At 40.7% G+C, this 24,833-nt stretch carries 27 protein-coding genes; 9 read left to right on the forward strand and 18 right to left on the reverse strand.

All coding sequences use genetic code 11. The features are described from left to right. Window positions 1-28 precede the first annotated feature (28 nt). On the reverse strand, window positions 29-952 hold the full coding sequence (locus A3GQ_RS0115900) for a tyrosine-type recombinase/integrase (RefSeq protein ID WP_028777902.1): 924 nt from the start codon (window positions 950-952) through the stop codon (window positions 29-31). Window positions 953-1,318: 366 nt separating this feature from the next. Next, a complete protein-coding gene (locus tag A3GQ_RS0115905) occupies window positions 1,319-1,618 on the reverse strand; it encodes a hypothetical protein (RefSeq protein WP_028777903.1) in 300 nt (99 codons plus the stop codon). 181 nt (window positions 1,619-1,799) lie between these two features. Between A3GQ_RS0115905 and A3GQ_RS0115910 the strand changes: the two genes are divergently transcribed. Continuing rightward, window positions 1,800-3,146, forward strand: coding sequence for a helix-turn-helix domain-containing protein (locus A3GQ_RS0115910; RefSeq protein WP_028777904.1), 1,347 nt, complete (start codon window positions 1,800-1,802; stop codon window positions 3,144-3,146). A gap of 277 nt (window positions 3,147-3,423) precedes the next feature. Here A3GQ_RS0115910 and A3GQ_RS0115915 read toward each other — a convergent pair whose 3' ends face one another. The 4 genes from A3GQ_RS0115915 to A3GQ_RS27230 form a co-directional block, all read right to left on the reverse strand. After that, on the reverse strand, window positions 3,424-3,819 hold the full coding sequence (locus tag A3GQ_RS0115915) for a hypothetical protein (RefSeq protein ID WP_156877765.1): 396 nt from the start codon (window positions 3,817-3,819) through the stop codon (window positions 3,424-3,426). An 826-nt stretch (window positions 3,820-4,645) separates the two neighbouring features. Next, on the reverse strand, window positions 4,646-5,182 hold the full coding sequence (locus tag A3GQ_RS0115920) for a hypothetical protein (protein ID WP_028777906.1): 537 nt from the start codon (window positions 5,180-5,182) through the stop codon (window positions 4,646-4,648). 155 nt (window positions 5,183-5,337) lie between these two features. After that, complete coding sequence (locus tag A3GQ_RS0115925; RefSeq protein ID WP_028777907.1) at window positions 5,338-6,351, reverse strand: P1 family peptidase; 1,014 nt, start codon at window positions 6,349-6,351, stop codon at window positions 5,338-5,340. Between the two features lie 426 nt (window positions 6,352-6,777). Continuing rightward, a complete protein-coding gene (locus A3GQ_RS27230; protein ID WP_156877766.1) occupies window positions 6,778-6,948 on the reverse strand; it encodes a hypothetical protein in 171 nt (56 codons plus the stop codon). A gap of 414 nt (window positions 6,949-7,362) precedes the next feature. Between A3GQ_RS27230 and A3GQ_RS0115935 the strand changes: the two genes are divergently transcribed. Beyond that, window positions 7,363-7,656, forward strand: a complete 294-nt coding sequence (locus tag A3GQ_RS0115935; RefSeq protein WP_028777908.1) for an NHL repeat-containing protein — start codon at window positions 7,363-7,365, stop codon at window positions 7,654-7,656. Between the two features lie 319 nt (window positions 7,657-7,975). Then, window positions 7,976-8,560 (forward strand): SMP-30/gluconolactonase/LRE family protein, encoded by a 585-nt coding sequence (locus A3GQ_RS0115940; protein ID WP_169818302.1) that lies wholly within the window; start codon window positions 7,976-7,978, stop codon window positions 8,558-8,560. Window positions 8,561-8,948: 388 nt separating this feature from the next. Here the strand turns inward: A3GQ_RS0115940 and A3GQ_RS0115945 are convergent, their stop codons facing one another. Genes A3GQ_RS0115945 through A3GQ_RS0115955 form a run of 3 tightly spaced genes read right to left on the reverse strand, consistent with a single transcriptional unit; the run spans window position 8,949 to window position 14,201 of the window. After that, the gene (locus A3GQ_RS0115945) at window positions 8,949-10,670 is read right to left on the reverse strand and encodes an acyl-CoA dehydrogenase family protein (RefSeq protein ID WP_037465201.1); all 1,722 of its coding nucleotides are present in this window, start codon (window positions 10,668-10,670) and stop codon (window positions 8,949-8,951) included. 11 nt (window positions 10,671-10,681) lie between these two features. After that, window positions 10,682-11,860: an acetyl-CoA C-acyltransferase gene (locus A3GQ_RS0115950; protein WP_028777911.1), complete on the reverse strand. Its 1,179-nt coding sequence runs from the start codon at window positions 11,858-11,860 to the stop codon at window positions 10,682-10,684. A 13-nt stretch (window positions 11,861-11,873) separates the two neighbouring features. After that, window positions 11,874-14,201: a 3-hydroxyacyl-CoA dehydrogenase/enoyl-CoA hydratase family protein gene (locus A3GQ_RS0115955; RefSeq protein WP_028777912.1), complete on the reverse strand. Its 2,328-nt coding sequence runs from the start codon at window positions 14,199-14,201 to the stop codon at window positions 11,874-11,876. A gap of 236 nt (window positions 14,202-14,437) precedes the next feature. On the opposite strand from A3GQ_RS0115955, the gene A3GQ_RS0115960 reads away from it, so the two are divergent. Beyond that, window positions 14,438-15,295 (forward strand): PIG-L family deacetylase, encoded by an 858-nt coding sequence (locus A3GQ_RS0115960; protein ID WP_028777913.1) that lies wholly within the window; start codon window positions 14,438-14,440, stop codon window positions 15,293-15,295. A 20-nt stretch (window positions 15,296-15,315) separates the two neighbouring features. Here A3GQ_RS0115960 and A3GQ_RS0115965 read toward each other — a convergent pair whose 3' ends face one another. From A3GQ_RS0115965 to A3GQ_RS0115975, 3 genes are all read right to left on the reverse strand, one after another. Further along, complete coding sequence (locus A3GQ_RS0115965) at window positions 15,316-15,585, reverse strand: hypothetical protein (protein WP_028777914.1); 270 nt, start codon at window positions 15,583-15,585, stop codon at window positions 15,316-15,318. Window positions 15,586-15,670: 85 nt separating this feature from the next. Then, window positions 15,671-16,441: a sporulation protein gene (locus A3GQ_RS0115970; protein ID WP_028777915.1), complete on the reverse strand. Its 771-nt coding sequence runs from the start codon at window positions 16,439-16,441 to the stop codon at window positions 15,671-15,673. Between the two features lie 331 nt (window positions 16,442-16,772). Further along, window positions 16,773-17,570 carry a hypothetical protein gene (locus A3GQ_RS0115975; RefSeq protein ID WP_156877767.1) on the reverse strand — a complete coding sequence of 266 codons (798 nt, stop codon included), beginning with the start codon at window positions 17,568-17,570 and terminating at the stop codon, window positions 16,773-16,775. Window positions 17,571-17,779: 209 nt separating this feature from the next. Between A3GQ_RS0115975 and A3GQ_RS27235 the strand changes: the two genes are divergently transcribed. Then, window positions 17,780-18,325, forward strand: coding sequence for a hypothetical protein (locus tag A3GQ_RS27235; protein ID WP_156877768.1), 546 nt, complete (start codon window positions 17,780-17,782; stop codon window positions 18,323-18,325). A gap of 60 nt (window positions 18,326-18,385) precedes the next feature. Here A3GQ_RS27235 and A3GQ_RS0115990 read toward each other — a convergent pair whose 3' ends face one another. From A3GQ_RS0115990 to A3GQ_RS0116000, 3 genes are all read right to left on the reverse strand, one after another. Beyond that, entirely contained in the window at window positions 18,386-19,900 is a 1,515-nt protein-coding gene (locus A3GQ_RS0115990) for a carboxypeptidase M32 (RefSeq protein ID WP_211227740.1), read from the reverse strand. Between the two features lie 150 nt (window positions 19,901-20,050). Next, a complete protein-coding gene (speD, locus tag A3GQ_RS0115995; protein WP_037465206.1) occupies window positions 20,051-20,464 on the reverse strand; it encodes an adenosylmethionine decarboxylase in 414 nt (137 codons plus the stop codon). Between the two features lie 207 nt (window positions 20,465-20,671). After that, a complete protein-coding gene (locus A3GQ_RS0116000; RefSeq protein ID WP_028777921.1) occupies window positions 20,672-21,445 on the reverse strand; it encodes an enoyl-ACP reductase FabI in 774 nt (257 codons plus the stop codon). 244 nt (window positions 21,446-21,689) lie between these two features. Here A3GQ_RS0116000 and A3GQ_RS0116005 point away from each other — a divergent pair, with 244 nt between their 5' ends. Continuing rightward, window positions 21,690-21,872 (forward strand): hypothetical protein, encoded by a 183-nt coding sequence (locus tag A3GQ_RS0116005; RefSeq protein WP_028777922.1) that lies wholly within the window; start codon window positions 21,690-21,692, stop codon window positions 21,870-21,872. On the opposite strand, the gene A3GQ_RS0116010 is transcribed toward A3GQ_RS0116005, so the two are convergent. Then, window positions 21,873-22,259 (reverse strand): hypothetical protein, encoded by a 387-nt coding sequence (locus A3GQ_RS0116010; RefSeq protein WP_028777923.1) that lies wholly within the window; start codon window positions 22,257-22,259, stop codon window positions 21,873-21,875. Between the two features lie 60 nt (window positions 22,260-22,319). On the opposite strand from A3GQ_RS0116010, the gene A3GQ_RS0116015 reads away from it, so the two are divergent. Together A3GQ_RS0116015 and A3GQ_RS27240 are read left to right on the forward strand one after the other, a co-directional pair. After that, entirely contained in the window at window positions 22,320-22,631 is a 312-nt protein-coding gene (locus tag A3GQ_RS0116015; RefSeq protein ID WP_051271918.1) for a DUF1811 family protein, read from the forward strand. Window positions 22,632-22,719: 88 nt separating this feature from the next. Continuing rightward, window positions 22,720-22,890 (forward strand): hypothetical protein, encoded by a 171-nt coding sequence (locus A3GQ_RS27240; protein WP_156877769.1) that lies wholly within the window; start codon window positions 22,720-22,722, stop codon window positions 22,888-22,890. A 264-nt stretch (window positions 22,891-23,154) separates the two neighbouring features. Here A3GQ_RS27240 and A3GQ_RS0116030 read toward each other — a convergent pair whose 3' ends face one another. Both A3GQ_RS0116030 and A3GQ_RS0116035 read right to left on the reverse strand, forming a co-directional pair. After that, a complete protein-coding gene (locus A3GQ_RS0116030) occupies window positions 23,155-23,376 on the reverse strand; it encodes a hypothetical protein (protein WP_028777925.1) in 222 nt (73 codons plus the stop codon). A 218-nt stretch (window positions 23,377-23,594) separates the two neighbouring features. Then, entirely contained in the window at window positions 23,595-23,804 is a 210-nt protein-coding gene (locus A3GQ_RS0116035) for a YwbE family protein (RefSeq protein WP_028777926.1), read from the reverse strand. Between the two features lie 158 nt (window positions 23,805-23,962). On the opposite strand from A3GQ_RS0116035, the gene A3GQ_RS0116040 reads away from it, so the two are divergent. Continuing rightward, window positions 23,963-24,421 carry a hypothetical protein gene (locus A3GQ_RS0116040; RefSeq protein WP_028777927.1) on the forward strand — a complete coding sequence of 153 codons (459 nt, stop codon included), beginning with the start codon at window positions 23,963-23,965 and terminating at the stop codon, window positions 24,419-24,421. Window positions 24,422-24,833: the final 412 nt, after the last annotated feature.

Raw genomic sequence — 24,833 nt, forward strand, 5'->3', positions numbered from 1 at the left:
GTTCTCTTAATAGCAGAAAGATGGCCCCTTAATCTATCGCTTTCAATTTTGCCTTTAGTTGATCCCGATTCACGGAAGTGTACTTCGCAGTGTTTTGAATTAGAGGTGCTCCTTGCTTCGTGACGTGTCCAAGATAGTAAGCAATTTCATCTAAACTCCATCCCGCTTTGATTGCTCGATGTGCAAAATCCTGTCGCAGTTCATGAAAAGTAATATCGTGAATAAGTTCCCACTCTGTTTTTGTAGCTTTCTTTTTTAGACTAGCAAACCAGCGATGAATACCATTTTCGCTAAGATGTTCAGACTTTTGGGAGAGGAATACAAACGTACTCTCTTTCTTTTTTCGTTCTTCACTATGCAAGTACTGGTATAACAGTTTACGTACCTTATTTAGCAGATCAATGTCACGTTTTTTGCCACTCTTATTTCCAACCGTAATCCAACCCGATTTTGGACCGATATGACAATCTTCTACTTGAAGCCATGACACATCACAGACACGGCATCCTGCCCAGTAACCCAAAGCAAAAATCGCTTCTCCACGAAGATTTCGTTGTCTTTCTACTAACGTTTGGAGTATATGTCGTTGGTCATCACTCAGTTCTCGTGGAGCGACCGTGACTGGAGGGGGAACATAGACATCATGTGCGGGGTTTTGCGATAGTAAGTGTTTTTCTTGAATGAGCCAATTTGCAAAACGGCTCAGCGCGGCGCGAACTTTGTTCAGATGTGCACTGCTGTATCCTTTGGACTTTAGTTCGCCAAGGAAAATCTCTACGTTTTCACGAGATAATTGCTGTATCAAAAACTGTTCTTTGTTTCCAGAACATTCTCCCATCCACTCGATAAACTGTCGAAGGACTCGTAAATAAGCATCCACGGTTTGACCACTTTTGCACTGTGTCAGATACACTTCATATTCATCCAGCAGAGGCAGAGAAAACCCTTTCATTATTCCAGATCCTTTCTGTCCATTTCTGTTGCGTTTATTTGAATACAATATTCCTGGATAAAAATAATACAATGCTTTATTTGCATGCTCTTATTATAACATAAAACGCAACGGAAATAAAATTCCGTTGCGTTTTATGTGAATGGAAATTTCCCCAGAAAATGCTGCGGCGGTGCCGTCGTACAGAACGGAGATGCCCCGAATCTTCTGACCCTTATTGTTCATCGTCTTCCTTGATTGATGATTACAACTGAATTTAATCGTACCAAAGAACAGCCAGACGAAATACCTCTTTATTATTTATTTATGAATTTTTTTATTCTACGTCACAATAGAAAAATAAACAAAAACCTATCAACCGCCCTATTACGAACCAAAAATATCATAATGATAACCTAGTACTAACTGCTTCCCCGTTTCTAGCTCTAGCACCTGACAATTACTCAAATCAAACGAGATCAGCTCCCCGTTCTCCGTTGTCATACAAATCCGCGAAAGGCTAGGCTCTTTTTCTTTCAACTGCACATAACAAACTCTATTTTTTTCATTGGAATTTGGTTTTATCATTTCGGTTTGATCCCATAAATGCAGAGTAGAATCCATTTTCAAATGACCCCAAAACTTATCTACTTGGCTTGCTTCCCCTTCAACCATGATTCGCAGCATGTATCTAACTCCTTTATTTCATTACTATTATTGGTAAAATCATAGAATAATAGGTAAATTTTTTCAATCATTATATTCTTTTGTCATTTCCTAGGAAATATCGCTCTCATAAGGAGGATTTACCTTTTAAAACAGAGAAATCTTGGAAAAGATATCCATTGTTCCAAAACGAGGTGAATAGATGAACCTACCACTTGAAAAAATTGGTCCAATCCTCCGCAAGCGACGAACAGAAATGGGCCTGCGTATCCATGACTTAGCCGACGAACAAATATCCAAATCGACGATCAGCAATGCAGAACGAGGCCTTCCGATCGTGACCGAGGCGATGTACGAATACCTTTTGAAAAAATTGGAACTTACCCATACCATGCAGACGATGCTAGAGGAGACCGAACAACAAGAACAAGAAGCGAAAGAGGCACTATTGGCTTTAGAAAGTATGATTTCCACAGACCCAGAGGAAGCTTTGCAGAAACTCCAACACATTCAACACACCTACCCCATTCCAAAAAATACACCACTCTATGCCTTGCATACTTTTTTACTTGGTCGATGTGCGTTTGAACAGAAAAAATGGGAGAAAGCGAAGAAGTTATTTGGGGAAGTAGCAGAACTAGCACAACAAAAAGGCAATCTGGCATATACCAATCTTTATTCTGCATGTATGAATGAACTAGGCAGGATTGCATATTATGAAGATCAACTAAAAGACGCACTACAATACACCACAAATGGCATAAACCAATTGGAACAAGAAGGAGAACGGGCACATTATTTGTTTCATTTGCTATTAAATAAGGGAATCTATTTAGAAAAGGTAAAGGAACCAGAGAAAGCATTAGAAGCCATCGAGGAATTAGACAGGAAAATCAATCAACACTCCACTGTTTGTGATGCATTGTATATCGTGCATTTAGATATTATCATTCAAATGCACAACATGTACGCTTCTATCTACAATGAATTACAAATGTATCAAAAAGCATTGGAATATGCGCAGAAAGGTGTAATTCTTGCACAGAAGAATAAATATTTTCATCTGTTATTGCTTCTTCGTACTACCCTCGGTATTATTCTGTGTAATCTAGGTAAGACCCAAGAAGCTGAAAAATGTTACTTAGCTATTCTTAACTTTAGAAATAGAATAAACGTTGAACATGACTTTGTTTTTGTATATGTAGAACTAGGTGATCTCTACTTAAAACAAAAAAATTGGATAGAGGCAGAAAAAATATTTAATCAAGCAATTGAAATTAGTAAAAGACACAACGATTTGATACATGTTATTGAATGTTTGATACGTCTAGGTGATTGTTTTGTAGAACAGAAAAAGTTTGATCAAGCAATTCAGTACTATCAAGACGCTGAGTTAAATATAAAAACAAGCGGAAATCTTCAAAAGGAGAGTGAAATTGTCACCAATCTAGGATATTGTTACCTCAATATTGGGGAGCAAAACAAATTGCAAATGTATCAACAAAAAGCTTTAGAAATTAATACTAAAATTAGATGGGGGGATAATTGATGTTTTGTTATGGCAGTAAACCCTCAGGTGATTCAATTATTCGTCATTAAATAAAATGTAGTACAAAGTATATTATTTTTTCAGTGATAGCACATAGATAACTTATATGGTAACTATCAAAAGAAGCTGTCCATAATCCATAAGCTATACCCAAACACAAATAAAGAGCCTTTATTACAGAGGCTCTTTTGTTATATCTATAGAAACAAAAACGAATTTCCCTTGCCGGCTCCCCTTCTGAACAGAAGGGGAGCCGGCGTTTCCTGAATGAGAACATCTATCGCTTACGCTTCAGATAGACCATGCAGGAGAACAGACCGAACCCCGTGACGAAGACAGTGGAGAGTACTGCACCCCACATGTCTACATCGGAGTAGGCCTTGATCATGTACAGGGAGCCGGTCACCAGCGTCCCGAAATACACAGCCCATTGAAGGAAGTCATTCACAGGCTTGAACCGAGATGCGAAGATCGCTGCATTTGTATAGAAGGCCGCCGACACAAGGAGAGAGATAACGTTGGGGGAACCGCTGCTCACGAACAAGGCATGGAGCAGCTGAAACCCCGCTGCGAAGATGGCGATATTCACCATTCCTCGTACGGAGAAAAACGTACGGGAGGACTTCTGTCCATCCTGCTTCGTCACCACAGGCTCCACCGGCTGCTTTTCCATTCCCATTGGTTCTCCTAGGAGTGAGTCGGAACTACTTGTATTATATAGTAAAATTAATTATTTTGCATATTCGTATGTTCTTACTTAATTATTTGCCAAAACAAAAACCCCCACCGGCCAACCGATCGGGTAGGGTTTGATTTATGTTCTTTTCCATTCATTTCGGGTGGGCGTGCAGAGCCCAGTGTTGAGTTCTGCACGCCTCAGCAAGGAAGGTTCCCCTACTACTCCCCTATCAAGTTGAACAAGCAACCAAAAGTCATAATCCTAATAGCAAAATCTTCTATCAGAGCTGACTTAATCCAAACATATAAATGAAAGCTACTAAAAACATAAGGTTAAATGATCATCACATTTAATATCAACCAATTCCATTACAAATATAAACAAATGTACAAACTCTTTTTCTATATATTATAAAAATGTATTTATTCAAACAAAAATATGTTATTATATTATTACCCTGTAAGCTAGGTTCCGAGAGGTAAGGTACAGAAATGGGTAAGAAGCTTCCCAAGATCAGGATCTGTCTCTGTCTGGGCGGAGCGAAGAGGGGCAAGGGACACGCAGGCTGGTGTCCCGCTGTGAGGCCCTGACACCTGTCAGAGCTTCCATACACCCTTAACGGGTGTGTCGTTCCCGGCTGGAGTGATTCAGCCGGGAACCAAATCAAATAACAAAGTGATTTAAATATATATAGATAAACATAATTTTCTGAATATTAAGATATTATTCAGGATACATATCCAATACTTAAAAATGCATCGCCCCTGTGCCCGAATCCTAATGGAATCGAACACAGGGACGTTGCCACGCTGTCGGAGGACTAGCTCATGCTCGGATGCTCCACCTCGATGTAGAGGAACTCGCCGTTCTCCACCTTCTGGATGATGACCCAGCAGAACCGCATATCACGTCCATTGGTGTCCTTCAGCGGGGCTCGCTTCATCACGATATCCCCGCAGGACAGATCACCAAGGTCGTAAAAGGTGTACTCATCCTGATCCACTTCCTTGTCATCACAAGGGAATCCAAAGAAGCTTTCCCCCTGGTGACAAATCATCTCAGGGTGATTGCGAATGACCTTCTCGCAATCTGTTGTCATCTCCGTGGAAGAGTTCAGATGGGATGCCAGTTCCTCCGTGGTCATCTCCATTCCACCAGAGAACGATTCCGTCACATTCACATACCAGAGAAGGAGCGGAGTATCGCCCTGATCCTGCTTCTCCAACATCTCATAGAGAACCGACGGATCCTCCTTGATCTGGTCATGAAGCAGAGGAAGATCCTCGGAGAACAGAGGAAAGCCCTCAAACGCCAGCTCGCGTCGAATCTCGGGGCTAAGCATCATCGGCAGTCGCATTTCACATCCATTCCGGCCATCTCTCAAGACGGCCTATCGCATGGCAATGATTTCTTCTAGTATATCAAAACAAAGATACAAAAACGTGGCACTTTTCAACAATATGAAAATACAAATAACAGCACCAAAAAAAGACGCATCACAGAAGCGATACGTCACCAACTATATTCTTTACAACTCGGTACCCTATTTTTATATGCCCCTTCAAACGAAATGGATGATGCCTCCCTACAAGCATGATATATGCTCTCTTGTACTGCTTTAGCCGCTGCATTGCCAATCTTATCTACTTCGGCACTTGGCCAATTTGGGTCTTTCTTGGTCGTTGTTATCTCCTCTGTCGAAAAGACAAACACCACATCCCCATCAATGGAAGTATGTACAGGATAAATCGCTCTTACATGCCCATGTGAAGCAAGATGGGCAATCCGATCGTAATTTTCCATTGTATGTAAATCTACATTAATCCCAACGATGGAGATCGTTGTATTCATGCTGTCTTGTGTTGTGAAGTCCTCTATTTCATCATAAGAGAGGAAGGGTTCATTTTCCCCTCGATTACCAGCAAGGATCGTTCCATCCGGCAACACCACATTCCCGACCGCATTGACGACAGATAAAGCACATATGATCATGCCATTACCGAGATCCACTCTCGCTGATCCAATCCCTGCTTTCATCCCAGGAAACGAACGGCCAGCCTCTAAATAGTGAAATTTTCCAACGGTTGTACCTGTCCCAGCCCCTACATTTCCATTTGGAACAGGCTGGTCACTTGCATTATCATATGCTTCTCGTCCGTAATCTGCGTTGAATTGTGCAATCCTTGTCCCCAAGTCATACACAATCGCCCCGCTGATACTTGGATTGATGATATTCGCTGATCTATCTCCGATCCCATCTTCGATCATCCGTTCCATAATCGCTGAAGCACTCATTAGTCCAGGTAAACAGCCTCCTGCAACAAATAGACCATGCCGCCGATAATAGGATTTACCAAGGTTCAGGGTATCCGTGTTAAACGTACTGGATGCTCCTCCGTAAGCGGTATATGCTACCGGAAGGGCACGGTCAAACGTAACAACGGTACATCCTGTCCATTTATCGATATGAGTAGAATGTCCTACTTTTACTCCTGTTAATGCGGTTAGTGTATGGTTATCTTCCATGTTCGTTCCTCCGTTTTTCTTTAACAAAAGAAATCACCTTTCGATGATGGATTCTTCTCGTTTATGCCTTTTCTAATTGGAAACCTAAAAAGAGTTTACATCAAGAAAAAAAGCTACGATTTCTTTGATTTTCAAATCTCTATATAAAAGTCAGACTGCGATCTTAATCAATAGAGCCACCATCTCATTTTCTTCCCCAATCCCAAAAGAGAAACCTCTTGCAAAACACATATTTTAAATTTGATTATATTTATCCTGATTCGCCAGAATAATCGTTACGATTTTATATAAACACTAGAATCACAACTCATATATTTATAATATAATTAATTTAAATTATAATAATAAAAATCAGATAATTTATCTCGTGCTCCTCGGCCAGATGAAAGATTCTGGCCGAGGCGGAGTCTCCTCAGGGCAAGTTGGTTACTGCTGGTTCAGATCCTCGTCCCTTACGGGAATCTTGCTGGTGCCGATGGCGGTCACTTCGCCTCCATGCTCGATGATGGCGTTGACGACCTTCGCTTCATCTTCACCAGTGTTGACTGCTCCAGAAAATCCGGCAATGTTGTGGTGAACATCCTGACGCTTGCTCATTTGTTTTCCTCCAAGTAAGGTGAACGGAGGAGACTCCATCTCGATTATAATGAAAATAATTTTAAATACAAATTTTTATTTATTTAGAAATAAAATAATAAACAAAATTAAACCGACTGCCGTGTGTAAGGAGTCGGTTATTTTTATCTTTTCAAGTTTATTTTCGAACATATGTAAGATTTTGTATTAAAATTATACTTGTATGTTGTATTTTGCAATTGAAACCATATTCAATTAACTATACGAAAAACTTCCGTGAAGGGTGATCGAGTGAACTTCAGAGTAAATCAAGAAAAACATTCCTCCATTTTAGCCAGAAGCCTAACAGCGTTGATAATTTCTATTCTCCTTTAATCTAGTATTACGACTCCTATTGAAGCTGCAACAACCTTTAAAACAGAAATCTTTACCAAAGTGCCATCGCCTAGGTTTCCTGAAGGTGTTACTGTTGCAGATGAAGACACGATCTATGTAGGTACTCATCAAGGTGCTGTTATCCCTTCCACCTCTCCTTCTCATGTATTTACTTATGATCGGAATGGAAATTTAAAACGGGATTATGTCATCCAAGGTCAAAATGCTAGTGGTCAGGGAATTCTAGGAATGGAACTGGATGCCAAAGGACAGCTATATATCCTTGATCGTCATCCATCTGCGAGTGAGAAAATCCACTGTTTGAATCGTGGGAGGATAGTGAGTGTCGGATGAGAGAGGGTTTATCCCTCGCGTAAGTCCAACACTTTTTTCAGAAATATTTTTACAAACATACATTCTATTGATAAACTACCAATCAGTTGCTCTTTGAAAAATGGATAGGATATCGGGTTGTGCAAACCAATCGTTTTGCACGTAAAATGCTATGCGTACCGAAAAATAGATAGACGGAAATGCGAAAACCAAGCAGTAAGTCTATTCTATGTCGTAGCAACAAAAACTCTGTTCAACCGTGGGGCTCACGGAGTTAGCTTGGTAATGAAGTAGTCATCAGACTACCGTCCCAAGAATCCCAAGGCTTCAGCCGTGTGGAGTGTCAAATGTAACGGACTTGCAACAAGCGTTGATTTGGAAAATTCCAAATGGCGGAGGAAAAGCGGAAGTGTGGTACACTCATCCTGATCTAGATTCTATCTTTGGCCCCAACGGAATTCGATTTGCAGACAATGGTCGCACCCTCTTATTCGCTGTTACTTTGCATCCATTTTTTGATCCAACCAAAATCCTCCATGCTAAAGGTAGAATATACAAAATAAGCATAGATAAGACCGGAAAACCCGGTAAGCGGGAGCTTATATGGGAAGGTAAACCAGGGGAAGGACCAGATGGATTTACCATTGGTGAGTCAGGAAAAATATATGTATCTCTGGCTCTTCCAGAAGCTATGATGATCCTCTCCCCAAATGGAAAAGAACTGAATCGAACGCCAGCAACCCTAGAAGAAAAGCTTCAACAGGAAGTCTCTTATTCTTCACCAGCTAATGTAGCATTTCATGGAAAACAAGTACTTGTCACCAATCAAGATTTCTTTGTAGGTGATCCTCAAAAACATGTAGTATTTAAGGTGTACGCAGGAGAACACGGAAAACCTTTGTTCCGCCCTTATATAAAACAATAAGTGAAAAAAAGCCACTCTCTTAGAGTGGCTTTTCTATATGAAAGTTTTACACTTGATAGACGCGAGGATCACAACAAACTAATTGCCATGATCCCGTTCTTCCGCTCCGCTCGTATCCTTCAGTCAAACAAAATGCCACGTTAGGCACCTCGGAGGAAGGTATCATCAGAGGGGAAGAACTGTTTAGTTGTTGAGCCTAATTCGGGCATGTCGTGCGCTATGTTATTCGCTATGTTGTTCGCTATGTTGTTCGCTATGTTATTCGTTGTTAGCTCAAGTCTAATAATAGAATATCATTATTTTCCGAGTATTTCAAGATTAGAATTGATATTTCTTCCACACCAATAAAAACAAGCCCTTCGAGATGAAAGGCTTTGATCAAACACCCTTATATCTTTAACATCAGCTTTGCAATCTCTCGCTTCACTTCCACTTCATTGATCGGTTTCACTCGATTATATCTTCTTAATATCGCTAGATGAGTGGTCAACTCATCTCCGGTAAAAATGGCAGAGAGGGCATGTCGGGCAGCACGATCGATCTTTTCTTTGGTATCAAAAGCAAAAGCTAAGGTCAGTATTTCTTTTGCTTCATCTGGGTTTTTCTTTGTCCGGAGGTATGCGCTCTCCAAGGCAAATACGAGTGTGACCATATCAGCTAAATCTCGCAGTACCTCTTGTTCTCGATCGATTTTTTCTCGATATCGATCAACTGCTGTTCCAGCAACAAGTAAAAAAATCTTTTTGCTGTTGGTGACGATTTTTTCAATGACAGCCAGATGATCTGTGTCTTGATCCAAACTTGGAGCATAGTTCATGATCTCTTTCGTCAAATCACTTACTGCTGCCATTAAGGCTAGTTGACCCGATAATGCTTTTTTCAATAACGTTCCTGGGATAATCAAACGGTTGATTTCATTGGTTCCTTCGAAAATGCGATTGATTCGCGAATCACGATACATATTCTCAATCTCGTACTCTTGCATAAAGCCATATCCGCCGTGAATTTGAACGCCTTCATCTACTACATAATCCAGCGTCTCCGAACCAAAAACTTTGGCTAAAGAGCACTCAATCGCCCATTCATGAATGGATTTGGCAACAGAAGCACCATCGGACTGCTCAATGCTACTTAATCCTTGTTCGAACAATCCAGCAATGCGATAGACCATGCTTTCTAGAGCAAACGTCTGAACTTGCATATTGGCTAATTTTTCTCGAATTAAGCCAAATTGGGCGATGGGTATCCCAAATTGTTTTCGCTCTAGAGCATACTGTTTCGAAATTTCGATTGCTCTTTTGGCAGAACCAAGTGTGCCCGCAGCTAATTTGTATCGACCTAGATTCAAAATATTAAAAGCAATCCGATGCCCTTTTCCAATCTCACCTAGCACATTGTCCACTGGTATCTGAGCATCTTGCAAGATGAGGGTTCGAGTCGAAGATCCTTTGATCCCCATCTTTTTCTCCTCTGCTCCAGTCGATACACCTGGAAAATCGCGCTCGATGATAAATGCAGTAAACTTATCTCCATCTACTTTGGCATAGACAATAAATAAATCTGCAAAAGCTGAGTTGGTAATCCATTGTTTTTCACCATTCAAGATGTAGTGTGTTCCAGCTTGATTTAAGACAGCTGTTGTTTTTGCCCCTAGTGCATCAGAACCAGAGCCCGGTTCGGTAAGTGCATATGCAGCTAATTTTTTTCCGCTCGCTAGATCTGGTAAATATGTTTGTTTTTGTGCATGGTTCCCAAAGAAAACAATTGGCAATGTCCCAATTCCTACATGGGCACCATGTGACAACGCAAATGATCGTGCAAGTGCCATTTTTTCTGTAATCAGGGTGGAGCTGATCTTATCTAAATCCAGTCCATCAAATGCTTCTGGCACATCAGCACCCAGCAAACCTAACTCACCCGCTTCTTTCAATAAACGAACGGTATGAGAAAACTGATGCTCTTCGATTTCGGCAAGTACTGGCCACACTTGTTCTTTTACAAACTCTTCCGTCATTTTTGCGACCATTTTTTGCTCTGTTGTAAAATCTTCTGGTGTAAATACATCAGCAGGTTGTGTTTCCGTAATGAGAAAAGAGCCACCTTTCGCCATTCTTCTCCCCCCTATATACGTTCGAATAATCCCGCTGCACCCATTCCCCCACCAATACACATCGTGACCAATCCATATTTTTTCTTTGCTCTTTCCAGTTCGTGTAGAATGGATACGGTTAATTTGGTTCCTGTACACCCAAGTGGATGGCCAAGTGCGATGGCTCCACCGTTTACATTCACGCTGGACTGATCCAATCCCAGTTCACGAATGATCGCTACCGACTGGGAAGCAAATGCTTCATTCAATTCGATCCGATCAATTTCATTTAATTGCACACCTGTTTTCGCTAATAGCTTTGGAATCGCCTGAACGGGTCCAATCCCCATTACTTCTGGTTCTACCCCTGCTACTGTAAAACCTCGGAAAATAGCCAGTGGTTTTAAACCTAGCTCATCGGCTTTTTGCCGACTCATGACAATCACTGCTGCCGCCCCATCACTTGTTTGAGAAGAATTCCCTGCTGTAACTGTTCCACTTAGTTGAAAAGCAGGACGAAGTTTTGCTAGTACTTCCAAAGTCGTGTCCGCACGAACTCCTTCATCTTCTTGAAATATGCGCCTACTTGCAGCAGGTTTTCCATTTACCGATTCATGCCACTGAGTTACTTCGACGGGAATGATTTCTTCTTTAAAAAGCTGAGCTTGTAAGGCTTTTGCAGCTTTTTGATGACTAGTATAAGCAAACTCATCTTGCATTTCTCGACTTATGTGATAGCGTCTTGATACTTCTTCCGCTGTATGACCCATCGATAAATAAGATTCTGGATAATTCAGCATTAAATAAGGATTTGGCGAAGGACGAGAGCCACCCATTGGTACCATGCTCATGCTCTCTATACCGCCTGCGATGATAATATCCGCAGACCCACACATGATTCTCTCTGATGCTAGAGCAATAGACTGTAACCCTGAGGAACAGTAGCGATTGATCGTCATTGCAGGGATTTCAACGGGCAAGCCAGCCCGCAAGCTGACAGTTCGTGCGAAGTTCATCCCCTGTTCTCCTTCAGGAAAAGCACAACCGATGATGATGTCCTCAATCTCTTTGGGATCGATCTGTGGGTAAGCTTTCAGCAAACCTTGTATTACCATCGCACCAAAATCATCTGGCCGTGTATGACGCAAAGAACCTTTTTTTGCTTTTCCAACCGCGGAACGTTTTGCTGCAACGATTACTGCCTCACGCATACGTTTTCCCTCCTCAATTGCGAAGCGGTTTTCCAGTACGCAACATATGAGCCATACGAGCCCTCGTTTTTGGCTCGCCGATCAAACTCAAAAAAGCTTCACGCTCTAAGTCGAGTAGGTATGATTCATCCACCAAAGTACCTTCTGGAACATCTCCACCAGCTAATACATAAGCAAGTTTTGAGGCTATCTTGTAGTCATGCTCCGAAATGTAGCCAGACTTCCAAAATTGAAAAGCACCAAGCTTCATCGTATTCGCACCATTGCTGCCTAGCACAGGAATTTTTTTCGCCTTCGGTGCCTGATAGTAATTGCGATCCAACGTTAGAACTGCTTCTTTGGCGTCATGTAACAAAAAGTCACGATTCATCGTAATTCGATCTTGCTGCCGTAAATAGGTGTAATTTTTTGCATCCAGTCCACTTGATGAGACTTTGGCCTGCCCAATCGTCTCAAATGCTCGATGGACAAAAGGTTCAATCGCTCTAGCCCCAGCTCCATTTGTCTGCTCATGAACACGAAGTAGTAATTCTTTGCATCCGCCTCCTGCGGGGATCAAGCCAACACCCACTTCTACTAAACCCATATATGTCTCTGCAGATGCCTGGATTTGATCTGCAGGCAAACACATTTCAACTCCACCCCCAAGCGTTAAGCCATAGGGAGCAGCAACGACAGGACGAGGGCAAGTGCGAAGCGAACCTAATGTTGTTTGAAAACGACGAATCATCAGGTCAATAGCATCATAGTCATCGTCTTCTACAAACATCAGCATCATCATCAGATTTGCGCCAACACAAAAGTTGTTACCTGCACCTGTAACTACTAATCCACGATAATTAGCGGCTACTTCTTCAACTGCATACCCCAGCATTTCTAGCGCATCATTGCCAATGGCCTGTTTTGGGGAATGAAACACAAAACAAGCAACATCGTCGCCGATATCGATTAAACTTGCTCCTTGATTTGCTTTCAATTTCTGATGGATGTCCCTTGCAATTGGGATGATTTTGGGATGAGAGAGAATCGGCTCATACGTTCCATCTGTTCGCACTACTTGTTCATCTGTATAGAAAGAGGATTTGCCTTCTTTCACTAGATTTTCAACCCAGACAGGGATTATTTCCCCTTCGTTTTGCATGCGCAAAACGGTACTTTTCAATCCCAATTGATCCCATAGTTCAAAAGGTCCAACATCCCAGTTAAAGCCCCATCGCATCGCACGATCTACATCAAGAATATTGTTGGCAATCACTGGTGCATACGTTGCACTATAGAGTAATGTTTTTTTGGTTATATACCATAAAAACTTACCTATATCATTATCCATTGCAAATAAAGTCTGTAGCCGATCCGCTAGTTTTTTTTCACGCTTTGCCAATTCCACTTCGGGAATTTTCATTTTCTTTTGGTCTTGATACTGCCAAGTATCCAAATCCAAAGCTTGAATCGTATTTTTGTGTTTCCGATAAAACCCTTGCTTTGTTTTTTCTCCTAAAGCACCTTCTTTGATTAACTTCTGTATGACGAGCGGGGTTTGAAATGCTTCTTTTTCCGCATCATCCTGTGCTTGTTCACGAACGTTTTTTACAACGTGAGCATACGTATCGAGCCCCACCAAATCCAAGGTGCGAAACGTAGCGCTTTTGGGTCTTCCGAGCAATGGGCCAGTTAAATTATCTACCAATGATGGGGAAAATGGCCATTTCTCCATCGCTTGGAGGATTATTTGAATTCCATAGGTTCCGATTCGATTAGCAATGAAATTAGGGGTATCGCGTCCGATGACTACACCTTTACCTAATCGTTCTTCAGCAAATTGTTGAATTTCTTTGGTGATGGAAGGAAGTGTGTGCTTGGTTGGGATTAATTCAAGAAGTTTCATATATCTGGGAGGATTAAAAAAGTGTGTTCCTAAAAAATGTTGTTGAAAAGATACCGACCGATCGTATATGATTTTATGGACGGATATGCCAGAAGTATTGGAACTTATAATAGATTTACCATTCCAAACTTGTTCCACTTTGGCAAGCAACTGTTGTTTGATCGATTCATCCTCTACAACCGCTTCGATAATCCAGTCTACTTCTGCTAACTTCTGAAAATCATCTTGGAAATTTCCAATACGAATAGATGAAGCTAATGTTGAAGAAAAAAGGGGAACCGGCTTTTCTCGAAGAAGTGATTCTTTGGCTTTTTCTGCTAGAATGTTTCGATTTTCCTCGTTTTCTGGAACCCGATCGAACAAATATGTGACAAAACCTGCGTTAGCAAAATGGGCGGCAATCGCTCGGCCCATTACACCAGCACCCAACACAGCTACCTGTTTTATCTCTAGCATTTTTTCATAGCTCCTTTTCGTTAATCCGAATGAAACCAATTGTTCGGCGTAGGGAAAAAATAGCTACATCACTTTATTATTTCGTTACATTTACAAATAGTCAATATTTTTTAAAATGTTATCTATTAACATTTTCCAATAAAATGTTAATCTTAAATTGAGGATGAATATGTTTTTTCTCCTATTCCTATTCCATATTGCACACATGGAATCATTATGCTTAAGGGGAATGTATGATGGGAAAGTGGATTTGGAATTTTTTCCTATTGGCTTCGTTTTTTCTAGGTTGTTATGTGATTTATAGTTTTTTTGAATTGGGTTATGGCGTGAATGCCATCAGTAATACAGATGGACGACTCCATAAAAAAACAGATATTAAATCATACGGTTTGACCAAACTTCGTATTCCTGAAGAATCACTAAAAAACAAATCAATATCTGTATACTATGTCCCTCATCCTGATGACGAGATATTAACTTTTGGGGTACCGATCCGTAATGACATAAATGCAGGTAAGACTGTATTCCTTGTTTTGTTTACACACGGTGAAGGTTCTGCCATCTTAGCAACACTAAACAAAAAAATAGCACCAAATAAAATCACTGCAGAAGATATAGGACGATCACGGGTGAGGGAGTTCTTACATTCCGCAGAGGCACTTGGTGTAGATAAGCACCATCGCGATATATACGATCCAAGTAAAAAAAGAATGAAATTGAGACTAGTAAAATCGGTCGCACTCTATTTTGAAAGCTTATCTAACGATGTGACACATAACGGAATGAGTGAGTTAGATGTACTTCAAGAACATGCGATGACAGGTAAAGTTCTCAATCAACTTCAAAAAGAAGGAAAAATAAAAAAGAAAGAAACCTATGCTTCTGTGTATATGTCCCGTTTCGCTAAGAAAAAATTAAAAGGTTACCCTATACGATTGGACAATGCAACAGATGAATTTTACATTGATTCATCCATCAATACGTATAAACGATGGGATCCTGAAAATGGCTGGTATGCTTGCGGTTATATTAGCGTTACGAACCAATTTAACTCTTTACATGCTGACAAATATTCCATTAAAACGATAAAATAAAAATAACCAGAGATCTCTGGTTATTTTTTGTTAAAGATAAAGGCAAATAATACACCACCAACGGCAAGAACCAATAACCCAGTTGATTGTAAGCCTGTATCGTTGATAAAGTTTTTGATAGAAGAAACTCCGTTATTTGTCACGCTACTGCTTGTACCATTGTGATACAACCAATAAATCCCGTAAACAATAGCTGCAAAGAAGAGGATTCCTAATAGGACCCCTACCACTTGCTTGCTACTAAAACTACTTGAGTGCCTTGATTTTCCTTTTTTAATCGGTTTTGCCATCTATCTCCCTCGCTTCGCATCTTAATCGCTAAAAAAAGTTTATTCGATGCGGGCGATCTATTCAACAATGAATTATTTAACTTTATCAACCATATAATCCTTCAGAATTTTTGATGATAAATTGCTGGATCGTTTCCTTTGCTCGTTCAACAGAAGAAAGATCATTGGAGTAAAAAGTGTATCGCCCTTTTTTCTCATCTAAATCCAATTTATCTGCAAGAGCTCCCAAGGAACCCCTCGTTTTTTTATCTAATTCAAACCATCCTGTAATCTGGGTATCGGTAAGATTAGTAGCATAAGAAAATACAATTTCATCATATTGTCCATATAACCATGTTGTAGGATGGAACTGTATAATCTGTGTAGAATCTCTTTGTCCAGTGTATCCTTCTGCATAATGAATAAAGCCTAATGATTGGAAACCATTCAAAAAGTTTTTCAGAATTCCAGATGGCAATACCGTTACATGATCTCGATCTTTCGCATCTATCGCATTATCAATATCAAGGTCTGTCTCAAAATAATACTTGGTATTGACAGAACTAACTGGCAAACCTTCTGGACATACAAAGGAAAACGGATATTCTAAGCGAGAACCTGGTTCTAGTACAAGCTTTTCACGAGTAATCGAGATTGTAGCTATTTTTTCGTGAACACTTAGTACGTTATCTCCTCTTGTATACCGCGAAGATACGCGAAGTGATACACTTAAACCTTCTGTCTCCTGTTTTGTTTCTCCACCAACCACTAAAATGGTACCTGTGATTGGCTGTCCCATCGTAACCACATCTTGGTCCAGTTGCAAGTTTACTTTTGCCGCTCCAAATCCCATCGATGCTAAAAACTTTTTCAACATAGTGGTATCCCTGCTACTGAAAACATAGAAAAATATCCCTATGTCCAGAGTTTTCCTGTTTCAACGTGTCCTGTCTCGCCATAAACTCGCTACTACAGTTTGCTATAACACTCCACAGGCGTAAATTCCCGTGTAGCCCACGGTACATATACACAACCTCGTTTAGTGAAGTTGGTGTATTCAACTCGGCTTAGTTTTCGCCATAGGGCACCATTCTACACGCAGCAGGAATTCACCTCCTTTTTTTGTGAATAATTCTAAGGTGTTTTCACATCTTTTTCTGCATTCTTTTCTTTATAGGAAACAGTTGATGTCTCCTGACACTATTGTATCAAAGAAAGTGTCCGATGAGATCAATAAGATGATAAGTCGTATACACGTTTCCGTCTTTGGTGCGGAAACCTTGTTCATACGCTTTCATCCAACTATGTAACATATGATTTTTGTTATTTATTACTTGTTCTTCCATCGTTTGAAAATAACCAAACTTAGCAGCTATCTGAAAAATAGCATGGCTATTGTGATATGTTTTACGGAATTGATCTTCTTGCACATCATCCCAATAGAAACCATGAGGTTCTAATCTTTTCTCCCAACTGTTTCTTGAAGGAAAGGCAACTGCAGGATATTCTTCATTTTCAGAATGATCGATCCAGTTCAGGCATGTCTTCATCTCTAAAAATGTATTTGGGCCAAAAAAGGTAGACGCAACCATACCATTCTTCTCCAACAATGATCTCGTCCAATCCATAAGAACAGGTATTTCTTTCCCAAACTGGCAGTTAGGAGCAATAATGATAATATCAAATTGCTCTGGAACACCATCCCGATGATGAGAAATAATTTGTACGATGGTCTGCGTATTCCAAGAGATACCAGCATCCATCTTGAACAAAAAGAGATCAGAGTCGGGATAAATATCCTTTAAAAGATCAGTATAAATAGGCTGTGTCACATAGATCTCCAATATAGATATGGCAAACTGTCTTCGTTGTTTTACTTTATGTACGAGGCGAAAAGCGATTTTCTGGCATATTTCATTCTCTTGAAAAGAGGAGGGAGCTGATAGGAATGATGAAATTCCGTACTCATGTTCTTGATTCACATCTGCACCTTTCTTTCTTTTCATCTTTACAAACTTGCTTCTCTTTTCAGATAAAAAACTCCTTCTAATCGATGTAAATAATCCTGTTTTTTGGAACAAAAAAATTCGAGAGTATATGTAAACCATTGTATTTCTTATGAATTAGGATTGCTTTTGTGATCCTTCTGTTCAAATTTTCTATATTATTGTATATAATAATAGCACTGTCACTCTACCTGATTGAGGAGCCGAACATGGCCGCCAACAACGCTTTCCAGCCCGTCATGCCCGCCGTCGAGTCGTTCATCCACATCGAACTGATCTCGGATACCCAGTATAAGGTCGTGATCGACGAGATGCATCTCACCGGCACGCTCCCGAAGAACATCGTGGACAACCCCGACTCCGAGATCCGCTACTCGTCCGCCTCCGACACGGAGGTTTACGTCGACAATGAGATCAACTGGGCCAAGGGGTACTACGAGGAACTGGTCCGCAACGTCAAGCGGATGCTTCACGGTACCGAGACCATCATCGAGCTGGACCTCACTCTCTCGCTCTACGAAGTCACCGGAGCCGATCTTGGTGACTACATCCCTGAGGACGAGGAAGAGGCTGCAGAGGAGAAGTGCATGGCCCCGTACTGGAAGGCGGTCGATGAGGGGGACGCGCTGGACATCAACGTTCCGGTCACCAAGGACGTGGCCGATGCGGCCGTTGCCTACTTCCAGCAGGGGATGGTCATGGTTCAGAGCCCGATCGAGAGTGCATGGAAGCACAGCACGAAAATAAATTATTGATATAGATGAACGTAAAAACCCACTTCTTGTATTTATTTAGAAGTGGGTTTTCGGTTATTCTCATGAAGTTTGCAAAGTAGGATAGATGGTTTGGTATTTTTCTGTAAGATACTTTACATATGGATCGATTGTTAAAGACTGTCCTGTAGCTCTTTGAATAATTTCCGTCGTTGAAAACTTTTTCCCATGCTGATAGATGTTGTTTTTGAGCCATCTATGTAATGTATCGAATTGACCGTGTCCCATTTCTTTGATAATGCTTGGATGAGCACTTTTAGCAGCTTCAAATAGTTGACAACTTAAAATATTTCCGATGGTATATCCTTGAAATTGACCGCCAATAAAATCAGCAAACCAATGCACATCTTGTAAAACGCCATCTTTGACCTCAGTCACATCTACTCCTAAATCTGTTTTGTATCGCTCTCTCCAAGCTTCTGGAAGGTCCACAATATCTAGCTTTCCAGTTAATAAATCCAACTCTAGGTCAAAACGAATGATAACATGTAGATTATAAGTAATCTCATCTGCTTCTGTTCGAATAGCGGAAGGAGATACATGGTGCATTGCGCGATAAAACGTTTCCATCGGAATAGACCCTAGTTGAGTTGGAAATACAGATTGCAATTTCGGATAGAAATACTCCCAAAATTCCCGGCTTTTCCCTACTAAGTTTTCCCATAAACGCGATTGGCTTTCATGCAAACCCGATGACACACCTTTCATCAATGGAGTATCAAATAGTTCTGATGAAATTCCTAACTCGTAAAGCGCATGTCCAGTTTCATGAATACTACTAAACAATCCATCCGTCACTTCCCATTCACGAATCCTAGTAGTCATCCGAATGTCATCTCCTGCCAAGCGAATCATAAAAGGATGCGGAGAAAAATCCTGTCGTGTGCGGGTTCGATCAATGCCAAGATGATCAAGGACAACATCAATAAATTGAAGTTGCTTTTGTTTGGGGAAGTGTTGAAGAAGAGGTTTGCGATCTACTGGTTCAGATTCACGAATTTGTTCTATCATAGGAACAAGCTGCGTTCGGAGATTCTGAAAAAGCGGTTGCAACACATGTACATACATGCCTTCGTCCGATCGATCAATAAGAGGATCAGCAATATGCGCAGCTCCTGAGAAAAAGGAGGCATACTCTTTGCTATACTGTAAAGATTCACGTAATAAAGGAGATACCAAAGCAAAGTTATTTTGCTCTCTCGCTTCTACCCAAGTCTGATAAACACGCGCAGTATGCCCAAAAAACTTTTCCATAAAAGAAGAAGGAATATTAACTGCTTTCTCATACTCTTTTGCTACTTCTGCTACCAACCTCGCTTCTACTGAATCTGCTGGTAAAGTAGCTGCCCATGGGACAAGTTGATTTAGCAATCGACCCATTTGTGGATCTACTAATTTTTCATGCGCTAATTTGCTGATAAAACCAATTTGTTCCCCACGATATTGTGCATTTGCTGTCGGCATATTCGTGGATTGATCCCACACAAGCATATGAATGAATGAATCCAAAGTCATATATTCCTTTAAGTAGGTTTTAAAAGATTGATAAAGTTCCAAAATAAAGACCCCTTTCTACTCATAAGTTACATTTACGGCTAACTTACATTTTTCCTGCTTTGCAACAAACTCACTATCTATCATCGCAAAAAAAAGCGGTGATTTCTACTTATTTAGTAGAAAAAACACCGCAAAAAACCGAAAGTTAAACTAAATCGATATAACTTTTTTTGTACGCTCTATCATTGGCTGCTCTAAATCGACGATTGGTCCATCGCCACGCTTTAGCACTTTGGAAAATGCCTGTGATGGTTGTAAATACTCAACCATAAAGTCGATGGCAATCTGTGGGTCAACGGTATGACCACAGGTATAACAGTCTAGTGCAGCGAATCCTTTTTCAGGATACGTATGAATCGACAGATGACTCTCCGACAACATAACTAGCACTGTAACACCTTGAGGGTCAAATTTTTGGGCCTGTACCGACAGAACAGATGCTCCACAGGACTCAGCAGCCTGTATCATATACTTCTTTAACTCTTCTGCATTGTTTAACATGTCAAACGGCACACCCCAGGCATCCATAGCCACATGCCTTCCGAAAGTAGAATATTCTTCCATCTTCCGGCCCCCCTTCCTAGCAAAAAATTGGTGTGAGCCAAATTCCGCTAGGATCGTATTGGATCACTTATGGGGGAAGGTTAGTCCAATGAGGTCCCAACCCTTTCGAGTGAATCACTGATCCTAATAGCTCAAGTTGGTTTGATTGCAACATCCTGTACCTTATCATACAATCAGAAGAATTTCAATTACTTTCTTAAAAATAATCTACATCCCAATAATATTATAGCCTCCATCTACATGAACCACTTCACCAGTGATGCCACGCCCCATATGACTACACAAGAACAATGCTGTGTCCCCTACTTCCTCTGCATCTATGCCTCTACGTAATGGAGCGCGTTCTTCCACTACAGATAGCATATAGTCAAAATCTCGAACTCCCTCTGTCACTGAAGTACGAATCGGACCAGCTGAGATCGCATTTACCCTAATATTGGCAGGTCCTAATTCATTTGCCAAATAACGGATACTGGATTCCAGCCCTGCCTTCGCTACTCCCATTACATGATAGTGAGGAAGTACTCGTTCTGATCCCATATGAGTCAATGTAACGATAGTTCCCCCGTCCAACATATACTGTTTTACTTCCTTGGCCGTCGCTACTAGGGAATATGTACCAATATCATGGGTTAGAGCAAATTGTGCACGTGTTGTATCTAAATAAGAAAATGGCAAATTTTCTGTTTTTGCATATGCTATGCTATGAATGACTCCATCAATCTGGCTCCAACGTTTATTTATATCTGAAAAAGCGTTTGTTATATCTTGATCTTTTGTTACGTCACATCTGATACAAAAGGAATTCGGCATCTCATGATCTACCATTTGATATACGGTTTGTTCAACTGCATCGTTTTGATAGGTAAAAGCAAGCTCTGCGCCAGCAAAATACAACGACTTGGCAATTGCCCAAGCGATGCTTTGCCTATTGGCCACACCCATCACCACTATTTTTTTCCCATCCATCAAGCCTTTCAATGAAGCACCTCTTTCTCCCAAAAAAGAAAAATAAAACCAGATACAAGTCAGACTACAAAAAAATAATGTCCCTGTCAATTTTAACATCATTTTGGGAGATACTAAAGAAAACATGCCTATGTGTCATGCCTTTAAGGCGGAGACTCAGGGCCTAGTTGCTCTTATGTAAATAAGAAAGAAGGAATGTATCCTTTCTTATTTATATAAGAAAGGAATTCATCCTTTAGGGAGGTAGCTGCGCTTTATGATTTCTCTTAATGAACAAGAAAAAGAGATTGTAATCCTTGCCCTGACCAAAGTATTAGAAAATGATCATTCCTATCGAGTAGATGAATATAAAAAAGTATTAGACCGCTTAAAAGCGGATGAGGACCATCAAGATTATGTACAACAAGTTCATTTGCTTCATGACATAGATGAATACTAATTACCAACCAGCAGCAGGATGACGAACCAATGTTACATTTTCAATCAACAGAACGGAATCAGAGGAATCAACCTCTTGCAAAGCTTGATTCATAATCATCATGGAAAAGGTACCTTTTGCATGTTCTTCTTGTAGAAGTAAACCTGCATGATCAGATATAAACGCAATGGCTTTTTCCGTACCATCTTTTAGCTGAAAACAGAAAAGGTATGCGTTTTGTGCACGGTCATACATCCATGTATAGGCATGTACGTGATCAGGGTTTGTCTCTAGTTCTTCCCAAGATGGGATAGATAGTAGAAGAATCGGACTTTTCTCTCCTTCCACCCAACCCCCATCTTCTGGGATTGCTGCTTCTTGTATTTTTGGAACATAACGTCCTGTCATCCCTATCACCTTTTTCTTATGTAATGTATGATCAACATTATACATAAGGAGGGAAAACAAGTGAAACGATATAGCCAAATGATTCCAGAAGAAATTAGGAATACCATCAAAGAACTGGAAGAACAACTATCCCAAGTGGAGAAAGAAAAACTGGACAGCCAGGCAGCTATTCTTCGACAAAAAATAATTTTGGGAAAATCCTACCTTGTCAATCCCAATGAGATAAAAGTGGAAGCAACATATCAAGTAGAAGGAACTCCTGTACTTTTTCAGGTATCTTATCTCAATGGTGTGTATGCTTGGGGAACGTTTGAGGGGAAGTCAGAAAAAGAAGCTGTTCCTCTTTCGCTTTTAAAAATAACAAGAAATTAAAGAAATAGAAAAAATCATCCTTCTAACTTATCCAACATGGTTAATTATTCCTTTTTTCGATCATAATACAACTAGGAGGTGCACTAGTATGTATTATGTCATTCGTGATTCGGAAAAATTACCCCCATCTATCATTCATGAGGATAACTATTTTGCATGGTACAATCCGATGAAAAAAGATCATCGAATTGAGTTTCGTGGAACGATGAACCAATGTTATTCTTTTATGCGTCGTGATCAAAAACAATTAAGTTTATAGTAAATATACTGAAATTTCTAGCGGCCATTGGTCGCTTTTGTTTATTTTAGGAGCATCCGAATACATAATGCTCAAAGATCATCTAATGCTCGATACAGAAGATTCCTTTGATCTTATCCATCTTATATACAAACACAAAAAACCAAACTCCCTCATCCAAGTAGGGAGTTTGTGTGAAAAAAGATATTTGTCATGATGGCGGCACCCTATCCCCACACCAATAGGGACAGGGCCGGAACCGGAAATAGCTGAGTTGATTTTAGACTAATCTTGGTGAACACCCCATTCGGGGTCACCATATATATCGTTCTCCCTTTCTCCATCGTTTCTATCCCAGTATTCTCTTTCTTCAAGGGTTGGGATTTGGACAATGCGAGCATTGCTTGCGAGAGAGTACCCAGTGGTGGAACTGTTTTTGCAGGAATCATTTCCTGCTACAGACTCTACAGCCCCAGAGTGTGGAGTATCATCATGGTTCCTTTTCATCTGTCTCCTTTCCCGGTTCCGTAATCCTTTCCTAATGAAAAGGAACTTAATATAAGTATAACAAAAGAATTCCGAGTAATATAATCGATTTTCTAATAAAATCTTGTAGTAATTAAGTATAATAGTTTGTAAAATATCAATGTATTAAAAAAAACGCCAACATTGGCGTTTTTTCTGTTTTAGGCGAGATTCGTCAGATTCTAAGGTGAGCCTTTTAATCAGATAGACCTTTCATCTTCAATAATCTCAATTACTCTACCGACCTGTCCATCTTCTAATCTTACTTTGATTCCATGTGGATGGGTTGGGGATTTTGTCAGTAAGTTTTTAATGACTCCCCTTGTCCTATTTCCCGTACGTTGATCTTTTTTCAAGATAATATCTACAAGCATCCCGGGTCCTAAGTTACTGCGCGTTTTTCCGTCCATTTGTTATGCCTCCAAAGTTGTTTCTTCTATTTTAAGATTTTTTCGACGTGATTACAAACAAATGGAACAAAAACGATATAATAATCAAAATAAACTAACTTGTCCTGAAATAAATGAGAACATATAATAAGCTTAAAGAAATCGATCGAGGAGGAAAAGTGACCAACACTTCTATTTTCCAAAACACTACCTCTCGCCTGAGTGAGGAGATCAAGCGAGCGACAGACGACAAGAACGAGCTCTTCAAACTCTACGACGAAGCACTGACGCAGGGTCAGAAGCCGGAGCCTAGCGCGGAACTCCCCTGTATCACGGCGAGGAAGTTCCTGCTGATCGCCACCCGCGACGCCATCGCCAAGAATCTGGGGGATGACACACGAAAGAACTTCTCGCTTCTGCTGGCAGAAGCGTCGATCGGGGAGTACCTCCTCCCTGTGATGGAGGTGAAGAAGTGGAGTGATGTGGCTGAGCAGATCCACTCGTTCCACTCAAACTACGCTGACATCGAAACCTTCATCAAGCAGGGATACAGCGAAATCTCGGATGACGTCCGCGAAATCGTGCATGCAGAGCTGTCGGGGTTGCTCGGGAAGGACTTCGGAAAATTTCTGAAGTGAGGCAACTCGCCTTCCTCGGTTCCGCAGAATGGTTATACTAGACCATTCTGCGGACCAATTTTTCCTCCCTTAGTTAGAGATCATTGAACAATACAACAAACGCAAATAACGTAATTTTTTATACATACACTTCTTTCTTTCCAAGAGTCAAGGGATCTCGTAACAACTACTTGCATACTCTCGACTCTTCGTTTTATTTCATGAGAACGGGCACAAGTTCAATGATGATCATACCAATCAAATTATTGAGACTCCACACGACTAAAGTCGTGGGATTCTTAGGTAGTTAGCGCACTCACTCCATTTCTGCTTTGTGCAACTCCCAAGTTCAGGGCTGTCTCATCAGCCCGTCCCATGCAGTTAGAAGTGTACCCACATGGGCGGAACGCCTGTTACCAGCGTTCTAGTCCTC

This window comes from Shimazuella kribbensis DSM 45090 (assembly GCF_000428065.1).
GTDB lineage: Bacteria > Bacillota > Bacilli > Thermoactinomycetales > Thermoactinomycetaceae > Shimazuella > Shimazuella kribbensis.